Below are 9,093 nucleotides of genomic sequence, written 5' to 3'. Positions count from 1 at the left end.
ATAGCCTTGAATACAGGTTCCTTGTAGGTTCAAAAATTTGTCAAGTATCATAAGTAAAATACTCGGGTTTTTGACTATTATATCAAATCTTAACTCGATTGTCTATCTTTTGGTATTAACTTATTTGTGCCTTAAGTCCTTTCCTGTATGAATTTCAGCTACTTTTGAGCGTAGGCACTCTCATCGAATTTTATTTTAAGTTAATTATTTGCATAACAATTCCCGAAGAGCCTTAAATTCCCTTGTTTCCACCACCTCCAAGCCGTTCGATAACTTATTCCTGTTTTTTTGCTTAGTCTGATAGTTTTGTCTGTGCATACTACTATTAATGACTATATCTGACCATATTTGTATTGAAACTTTACAATATTAAATCCGTTGAGGCGTTGGGTTTCATACTTCAACCCAACCTACGTTCATCTTATATTTAATTCCACCCACCCACTTAGTAATTATCTTCAAAGTTTGGCGGCAAAAATAAATAGCTAGGCAGTCAACTTGATTCTTTTGGCCAAGTCAAGGCCAAACCCCCTGAATACCAATCGGCTCTCTTGGTTTAGCTGGGTTAGAATCTAGCCTAGCCTATACTTTTTCTCAGGTTATCCCAGAAGGATTAAGGATAAACCACAGAGGCACAAAGAACACAAGGACAAGAGAGCCTACAAATCTAGACAACTTGATCAAACCTATGCTAGTCTCTTGAATACTTAATAATATCTCCCTAAACAAGCAATAGATGAATTCCCATTTAATCAAAGTTCCCTTTGTTGATTTAACTTGGCAAAATCAGCCCCTACAAGCAAAAATTACCGAGGCAATCCAAACAGTTATCGACCGAGGAGATTTTGTTTTAGGCCAAGCTTTAGCCGAATTTGAAACCGCCTTTGCCCAAGCTTGCGGAGTCGAGTATGCTGTGGGAGTAGCTTCTGGCACTGCTGCTCTTGCCCTGGCTTTACAAGCTTACGGCATCGGTGCCGGGGATGAAGTGCTAGTCCCCGCTAATACCTTTGTCGCTACCCTCATGGGTGTTATTCAAGCGGGGGCCAAACCAGTTTTAGTTGATTGTCACCTCGATACGGCCTTAATTGACCTCGCGGCGGCTGCCCAAAGAATTACCCCCAACACCCGCGCCATTCTACCCGTACACCTGTACGGACAGATGGTATCACCCCAACAATTACAGGATTTTGCCCGCAGCTATAATCTGATTATCTTTGAAGATGCGGCCCAGGCCCATTTAGCCAGTAGAGAAGGTTATCGCGCCGGCAGTGTCGGTGTGGCGGCGGGGTTTAGTTTTTATCCCAGTAAAAATTTGGGTGCTTTTGGCAATGGCGGAATGTTAGTGAGCAATGATCCCGAAATTAGCCAAAAAGCCCGCGGTTTAAGAAATTATGGCGCACCGAGCAAGTATTTCCACACCGATATCGGCACTAATAGCCGTTTGGATAGCATACAAGCCGCCATTTTAAACATTAAATTACCCCATCTGGAAGGCTGGAATCGCTCCCGTCAGCGAGCGGCAAGACAATACGACAGGCTTTTGGCTCCTTTAGCCGATCAAGGTATTTTACCCGTACGAGACGAAACCGAGACCGGTCATGTCTATCATCTCTACGTTATTCGCATTCTCCCCCATTGTCCGGTTGAGCGCCAACAACTACAAGAACAATTAACTGCCGTCGGTATTCAAACCGGCATTCATTATCCGATTCCTTGTCATCTGCAACCGGCCTATCGCTACCTCGGTTATCAACAGGGAGACTTTCCTAATGCAGAGATTCTCTGTGAAGAAATTGTCTCTCTCCCCATGTACCCCGGCATCAGCGAGGAGCAAATTGAAATGGTTGTTGAACAGATTACTGCGATCATCGGGTAACATAAATTCAGAATTTGTCACTAAATCGCTCCGTCCTATGGGTATTAGTCCTTCCCTATCCCCCGTCTCCCACAAAAATCGGCAATCTTGGCTGATGATCGGTTTCTTGGCGGTTATCTATGGTCCGGTGATCTTTCACTGGTACGATGGTTGGCTGAATAAATCGATCGGCATCGAACACGAATACTTTAGCCACGGCTTGATCGGCCTTCCCTACGCCGCCTATATTGTCTGGCAGAATCGCAAAAAATGGCAACGCCTCGAAGATCGCTCCCACCCCCTAGGAGCGTTTTTGTTAACCCTAGGAGCGATTTTTTATCTCCTCGGTTCCTCCCTTTGGGTTAGTATGTCTTTTCCGATTATTTTAGCGGGAATCTGTCTCTGGTTAAAAGGAACAGAAGGTTTTAAATTGCAAGGATTTCCCCTACTTTTAACAGCCTTAGCGACTCCTAATCCTATCCCCTACCTGATTGCTCCCTATACCCTACCCCTACAGGTTTTTATTGCCGCTTGCGCTGGTTTTATTCTCCAGCAAGCAGGCCTAGATGTCTCCGTTGACGGTATCTATATAGCGGTAGAAGGCAGGATGGTGGAAGTCGCTCCCTACTGTGCGGGGCTGAAAATGTTATTCACCAGTCTTTACGTCACCCTCCTGCTGCTCCATTGGACTGATACCATCGAAAACGGTCGTAAAACCCGCTTTATGCTCCTCAGTGCCTTTGGAATTAGTGTCGGGGCTAATATTGTTCGTAACGCGCTTTTAGCTTGGTTTCACGGCACAGGACAAGAGGAAAACTTTAAATTACTCCACGATAGCTGGGGGGGTGATTTATACTCGGTCTTTATGTTATTACTGATCCTTTTGGTCTTCCAAATCATGCAGTATCGCGAGGCGGTTAAGAAAAAGTCCCTAGCTCAAGGGGAAGGTAACCAGGATGATTAGTCAAAAAATTCCAGCCGAGGTAACTTTAGTGTTAGATAAAGTCAAAAAAAAGCTCCCGGGTAATTATTTACTGCTGTTGTGCCTGCTGCTGCTATTGATTGTAGGGGGTATCTTGCCCAATTTAATTTCTGGCCAGTGGTCTTGGGTGGATCAACCGAGAATCAGTAATATGCAGAAAATGCTGGCCCTACAAGAATCGGGAATCAAGTTCTCTGACCTGAAAACCATCGATCAGCAGCAAGGACAAATCGGTGAGGGAAAATGGTCGGTACAAGTGGTGGAAACTCCTGAGGGCAAGAGGATCACCGTGCTTTTAAAGCCACAGATCTACTATAAAAATCAACCAGGATTAGAATGGTCGGATATCACTTCGATTAGTCGTTGGAATCAGGGGGAAACAACCGAGCTATTAATCCCCACCCAGTCGGGAGGAAAGGCCAAGGCTCGATTCTATCGTGCCTGGACACAAAATACCTTTGCCGTGGTGCAATGGTATGCTTGGCTAGGTGGTGGTCATTACGATCCCTCTGTTTGGTATTGGCTTGACCAATGGGCGCAATTAAAAAGACAGAGAGTACCCTGGATAGCCGTTTCCTTGCTGATTCCCTTAGAACCGACGAAAGAACTGCAAACTCTCACTCCCTTTGCTCTCAATCTCGCCAAGGAAGTTCAAAGTTACTTAGAACAAAATGTCTTAAGTCAATTAACTTCTCTGCCTGAGACCAAAAAAGAAAAGTAGTTTTTCTGCTCCCAACTATCTGTTTAAAAAAAACTAGCTCAAGGCACTTTTCTAGTCCTTAATAGCTTCTTTGTTCCTCTCCCACTAGATAACTCTCAGACAATAAATTGATATATCTGTATGATTCTACCAATGCTCAACAAGTTTTTGCCAGTTAGTTTATTCAGAACCGGGGCCATAGCCTTATCAGGGTTTAGTCTGACAGGGTTCTTATGGGTAATTCCCTCCGAGAGCCTCAAGGCCCAGGGTTCTTTGTCCATACCCCAGACTCAACCCGGAACTGGGTTGGAATTTTTGCCCCCCGAACCGCCTAATCCCACCTTTCCTGAAAACACGATTCCCCCTACCGGCTACAGTCCTCCGGTTTACTCTCCCAATAATCGCCAATCCCGACAAATTCAGTCCTATCGACTCGATATCGGCGATCAAATTACTGTCTCGGTTCCCGATTTTCCCGAATTTAATTCCACGGGGCCAGTGGATCCCGATGGTAATTTTCTGGTGCCGATTTTAGGGCGTATTCCGGTGCTGGGCTTGACTTTAGACGAAGTGCAAACTAAGATCCGCCTCGAATTGGGGCGAAAATACCTGCGGGAGGAACCGGAAGTGATTGCTGTTTTAACCACTGCCCGTCCCGTCCAGTTAACCATTCTGGGAGAGGTACAGCGACCGGGGTTTTATAGTGTTGCTCCTAATACTCCCCTAGCGCAGGTACTTTTGGCGGCGGGTGGCGGCACCCCCAGATCCGATCTGCGTTCGATCGTTGTCCGTCGGGTTTTAGTCGATGGTACAGTATTAGAGGAGAAACTTGACCTTTATACTCCCTTAATTAAAGGGGAACGCTTGCCAGATATGCGTCTGCAAGGAGGTGATGCCGTGATTGTTTCCAAGTTAGAAGTCGGCCAAGAGACGGGATATAATCGCACACTGGTGGCTAGAACCACCCTCGCCCAGCAGAATATCACCGTCAGGGTTTTAGCTCCCTCAATTCCTTCAGGAATTTCCCTGAGAAATGTTTCGATTCCTAATGGCAGTAGCTTCCTTGATGTGGTGGCTAGTTTACCAGTTTCCGATCGCCTGCGGATTAATGTCAATGAAGTGTCCCTGCTCCGTTTTGATAGTGCCAAAGGGGGAATTGTTAGTCAAACTTTGAGTCCGATAGCGGCAGTTAGGGGAGATATCTCCCAAAATGTTCCCTTAGAAGATCAGGACGTAATTATCGTCACCCGCACCCTGTTAGGGGAGATTTTCGCCGCTTTTAATATCATTACCCAACCCATCCGGGATATTTCCAGTTTTACCAATACAATTCTCGACTTTGGCAATCAATTCAATAACTTCCAATAATTGAGGGGCAACTTGCTCCCTTCACTCCTTAACACAACTTCATAAGCTAGGATTTCAAGGGCGAGAATCACTCTTGACCGCTAAAATGTAAAGAATCTGGGAATACATTAAAAAGCTATGGCTCTACCAATTGTTAAACGATTTCTCATCTCGCTAGATCAGAACAAATTTGTGGGAATATTCGTCTTCCTCGTCTGTTTAGGCGGTTCTGTGATCTTTGCTTTCCTACCCGATCCTGAGAAACCCCCCACCTTTTATCGGGCGGTGGGACAATTGGCCTACCGGGTGCCGCCGCCGGCTTTTACCAGTACAGGAACCCAACTGCAAGAACAAGGGCGGGCTATTGATCGCGATTTACTGCTGTCTCCCCGGGTATTGGTCAATGCGGCCAAAAAATTGCAATTTAATCAGGAACAGATGGTTAAAATTCGCGATCAGGATTTAAAAATAACCTTCCCCGGTGAAGCGGAGGGACAAAAAAATAATAGCGACCAACCCCAAGAGGTACTTTTAGAGTTAACGGCCGACTCCCAGTCCAAGGCGGAGTTAATTCTCGAAACCTTGATGAAGGAAATGGTGGAATACAGTCGCTGGCTGAATACTTCCCAGTTACGCGCCCGCATAGAAGCTCTCAGTGTCCGACTGAACGAAGTCCAAAAAGATTTAACCAGAGCCGAAGAAAAGTTTTATCGCTACATTAGTACCCAGGGTTCAGATTTATTGGCGATTCAAGACGGGAGTTTATTCACCGCGATCACCAGTAGTCAACAGCAACAGCGAGAAATTCGCCTAGAACTGCAAGGCATTCAAGGACAGATTAATAGTCTGAGTGAACAACTCGATTTAACCCCCGATCAAGCTTACACCTCCTCAGCCCTTAGTGCCGACCCGATTATTGCCAGTATCCGAGCGCAGATATTGGACACGGAAGCCCAATTGGAGGGACTACAGAAGGATTTACGTCCCGAACATCCCACCGTCGTTAAATTACGCAAACAACAGCAAGTTAACGAATCTCTCTTACAAAAAAGAGCCGCCGAGGTGATTGGAAAAGATGGCGTTCTTACCGCTCTTCCCAGCAGTCGCATCCGTCAGCAAAGTAATCTCGATGCCACCCGTCAACAACTAGCGGCTCAATTAGTCACCCTGCAAACCCAGCGCGAGGGTTTAATGAAACAATTAGAGTCCTTGGTGACTCAGGAACAGCAATTACGCTCCCAATACGAGAAATTCCCCGATAAACAGCTACAGCAAGCTCGTTTAACCCAAGCTGTCGCCTTTCAACGGGGTATCTACGAGAATATTCTCAATGCTCTGGTGGATGCTCAGGCCGCAGAAGCGGAAACCGTGGGTAGTCTCACCGTCGCCCAACCGCCGGTTGCTCAACCGATCGAACAGGTGTTTAACCGCAAGAATCGTACCTTGATTCTCTTGGTGGGTGCTGGTTTGGGAACTTTAGCCGGATTGGGTACGATTCTCCTGTTAGCAGTGATCGATGATCGCCTGCACAGTCCCCAAGAATTGCGGGAAGCTTTGGTTAGTCGGGATATACTACTCTTGGGACAATTGCCCATTGTCCGGAATTTAGAGGGCGAGGAAATCGAGCCGATTCTCGCCGATGCTAATGCCAATTATCTCCCCTACTACGAACGTTTACGCAGTACCCTGCGACTTGTTGGCGGCGGCGAAACGGTGAAAGTGGTTGTTGTCACCAGTATTACTGGCGGAGAGGGGAAAACCGCCACTGCCTATAATCTGGCCATCGCCGCCGCTTTAGCGGGCCGACGGACTCTGTTAGTAGAAGGAGATCTGAGAAGTCCCTCTAAGGCCGAAGAAATCGGAGTCACTCCCGATCCCAATTCTTTCCGAGAACCCCTACTTTACTACGGGGCAAAAAGTAAATCGATCCGGCTGGCCCCAAATATTGAAAACCTTTCCATTTTGCCTAGTCCCGGTCCGCAAAAACAAGCGGCAGCTATCATTGAATCGAGCGAATTACAATTAATTCTCAAAGATTCTCGCGGCCGTTTCGATCTGGTGATTGTGGATACTCCTTCTCTGTCTAGCTGTAATGATGCGCTGCTCTTAGAAGAACTAGCGGACGGGATTATTCTGGTAACGCGCCAGGGCATAACTCGTTCTAATCTCTTGAGTGAAGCAACTGACCAGTTAACAGAAGCGGAAGTGAAAATTTTAGGGGCGGTAATTAACTACGTCGATATTACACCGACTCTCAACACCGCCGAACCGGAACTGCCGCCTTTGATAGTCCCCCCAACACAGGAAAAAACAGAGACGGAAGAAGTAAAAGTAGAGGTGTAAATGGGGTTACTTATGACAAAATCTTCTGGCTCGATCGAATTGTGGTTCTTGCCAAGAAAAAGCAAAATGACTGATACTATCTATGCTGGGAAAAGCTAGGCGAATCGCTGCCATTTGCACTTCTAAGGAGGGACGATTGTTATAGGGTTGTCCCCATAAACCCGCTAAAGCTGGGATAACAGGAGTTTGATTTCCCCTGCTTGCCACTACTCTTTTGATCTGATTAACCACACAGGTAGTATCGTTACAATTAGCGTAGGACATGGGATGCCATTCTAGGGAAGGAGGAAAACTATCCCAAGCTTGTAAACGGGAATCAAAACCTTGATTACCCACAAGACGATTCCCATCGGGAAAAAACACTGCTCCGGCGGGAATTCCCTGACGTTCCACTAGGGCAGAAAAATAACTAATATAATCAATTACACCCTGGGCAGCATGGGCAACCGCTAGGAACCAAAGTTCTAATTTGAGGCGATCAAAACGACTTTTAACTGATTGTTTCATCTCCTCTTCTAAGGGGATTCTACCCTGCCAAAGAGGGGCGGTTTCTTGGGGATAAAGGCGATCTGCTTCGACGATATCATGGGGGGAAATTTGGCCACGAGTCAGATAGCGTTCGATTAAAAATTTGCCCTTATTATTCAATCCTCGATTAATTAAAGCTTGTCGGGATGCGGGACTAAAAATCCATAAATCTTGGACATTATCGGCAACGGAATCGACTCCTGTTCCTCTCGGATAGCGAATATAATCAAATAAAACTCCATCGGGACGACGTTGTAAAATGGCTTCTAGGAGAATTAAATAATCCTGTCGCGCTTGATTACTGTAGGGATCGACAAAAGTTTGGGATCGATCATCGACAAAAGAGGTGCTATCCTGTCCTTTACCATTGCGTGCTAACACCTCCTGTCGCTCGGGTTTTAAGCTATAAGCATAGCCAAAATTGAGGCTAAATAACCAAGCATACACCTTTAAACCGCGTTTATGTCCCTGTTCAATCGCCTGTGCTAATAAATCCACATTTCCAGCACCGGGATTTTTAATCACGCTATCCCAAACCGTGGGATTATTGTTAGGAGGTAATAAGACTTGACCATCGGCAAAAACTTCCAGATAAACTATATTATAACCTTTGGCCACGATGCGATCGAGGATACTTTCTATCGATCCTGGACGGGTATCACAGGAGTAAAGACGTAACCAGAGCGCTTGTTCCTGTAACCAGTGTCGGGAACGACAAAAGCGCAATTGTTCAGCATATTTCTGCAATAAAATGTTATATTCTTGGGGGGAAGTTTGACGCAGATTTTCTTGTTGTTTGATTTCCGATTCGGAGAGTTGACAATTATCATTGACAGCGAGGCTAGAGTTAATCCCGAGAGGACTACTCCAGAGGATTATAGCGAGGAAACAGGATAGCGATCGCAGATAATTGACTTTCTTTAACATAGTTGTTCACGGCAAAAGTAGCAAAGGAGAAATTTTCTTAGTTTGCTATTTTTTTAGCCCTCTTCTAGAACTCTAGCAAAAGTCTTACAGTCTCTAAACTCTAGCTCTCTTATCGGGTAAGCCTTCAACTAATTTCTAAGCGCAAGTAGAGAGTTGATAGACTGTATTTGGATTATACAGCGAAAGTCAATATGTTTAGATTACCTCGTTGCAAGGATCTCCCTTGTAACGCATTTCCAGAGGTTCTAGCTCTTGTGTAACCCCCCAATATCTGGCTCTTCGGTTTGTGTTATGCAATGGACGGGGGTTATAAGGGATGGAACCCTTATAGAGAAAGGCATTTAGCGATTTTTGTCAATTGTTTTTGCTCTAGAGCGAACTAATCAATTAAGTCTCTTGCCAGATAAGGAT

Annotated in this window: 6 protein-coding genes; 5 read left to right on the top strand and 1 reads right to left on the bottom strand. The window is 45.7% G+C overall.

What is annotated here, in order from left to right; translation table 11 throughout:
• Window positions 1-736: 736 nt before the first annotated feature.
• The 5 genes from O9332_RS16180 (at window position 737) to O9332_RS16160 (ending at window position 7,227) form a co-directional block, all read left to right on the top strand.
• Complete coding sequence (locus O9332_RS16180) at window positions 737-1,876, top strand: DegT/DnrJ/EryC1/StrS family aminotransferase (protein WP_002758253.1); 1,140 nt, start codon at window positions 737-739, stop codon at window positions 1,874-1,876.
• A 37-nt stretch (window positions 1,877-1,913) separates the two neighbouring features.
• Window positions 1,914-2,819: a cyanoexosortase B gene (crtB, locus tag O9332_RS16175; protein ID WP_288026424.1), complete on the top strand. Its 906-nt coding sequence runs from the start codon at window positions 1,914-1,916 to the stop codon at window positions 2,817-2,819.
• The gene (locus tag O9332_RS16170) at window positions 2,812-3,558 is read left to right on the top strand and encodes a cyanoexosortase B system-associated protein (RefSeq protein WP_002758251.1); all 747 of its coding nucleotides are present in this window, start codon (window positions 2,812-2,814) and stop codon (window positions 3,556-3,558) included. Before crtB ends, O9332_RS16170 begins: the two co-directional genes overlap by 8 nt.
• A 132-nt stretch (window positions 3,559-3,690) precedes the next feature.
• Window positions 3,691-4,905 carry a polysaccharide biosynthesis/export family protein gene (locus O9332_RS16165; protein ID WP_002758250.1) on the top strand — a complete coding sequence of 405 codons (1,215 nt, stop codon included), beginning with the start codon at window positions 3,691-3,693 and terminating at the stop codon, window positions 4,903-4,905.
• A gap of 117 nt (window positions 4,906-5,022) precedes the next feature.
• The gene (locus O9332_RS16160; RefSeq protein ID WP_002758249.1) at window positions 5,023-7,227 is read left to right on the top strand and encodes a GumC family protein; all 2,205 of its coding nucleotides are present in this window, start codon (window positions 5,023-5,025) and stop codon (window positions 7,225-7,227) included.
• Between the two features lie 6 nt (window positions 7,228-7,233).
• Here the strand turns inward: O9332_RS16160 and O9332_RS16155 are convergent, their stop codons facing one another.
• Complete coding sequence (locus O9332_RS16155) at window positions 7,234-8,682, bottom strand: family 10 glycosylhydrolase (protein WP_002758248.1); 1,449 nt, start codon at window positions 8,680-8,682, stop codon at window positions 7,234-7,236.
• Window positions 8,683-9,093: the final 411 nt, after the last annotated feature.

It is taken from the genome of Microcystis sp. LE19-10.1B (genome assembly GCF_027530565.1).
Classification (GTDB): domain Bacteria; phylum Cyanobacteriota; class Cyanobacteriia; order Cyanobacteriales; family Microcystaceae; genus Microcystis; species Microcystis aeruginosa.
This window is presented reverse-complemented; position numbering and strand designations above follow the sequence as displayed.

What these genes read in the sequence shown, in the direction of transcription:
- O9332_RS16180 (WP_002758253.1), top strand. Translation starts at nt 737, where the DNA reads ATGAATTCCCATTTAATCAAAGTTCCCTTTGTTGATTTAACTTGGCAA.
- O9332_RS16155 (WP_002758248.1), bottom strand. Translation starts at nt 8,682, where the DNA reads ATGTTAAAGAAAGTCAATTATCTGCGATCGCTATCCTGTTTCCTCGCT.
- crtB (WP_288026424.1), top strand. Translation starts at nt 1,914, where the DNA reads ATGGGTATTAGTCCTTCCCTATCCCCCGTCTCCCACAAAAATCGGCAA.
- O9332_RS16165 (WP_002758250.1), top strand. Translation starts at nt 3,691, where the DNA reads ATGCTCAACAAGTTTTTGCCAGTTAGTTTATTCAGAACCGGGGCCATA.
- O9332_RS16160 (WP_002758249.1), top strand. Translation starts at nt 5,023, where the DNA reads ATGGCTCTACCAATTGTTAAACGATTTCTCATCTCGCTAGATCAGAAC.
- O9332_RS16170 (WP_002758251.1), top strand. Translation starts at nt 2,812, where the DNA reads ATGATTAGTCAAAAAATTCCAGCCGAGGTAACTTTAGTGTTAGATAAA.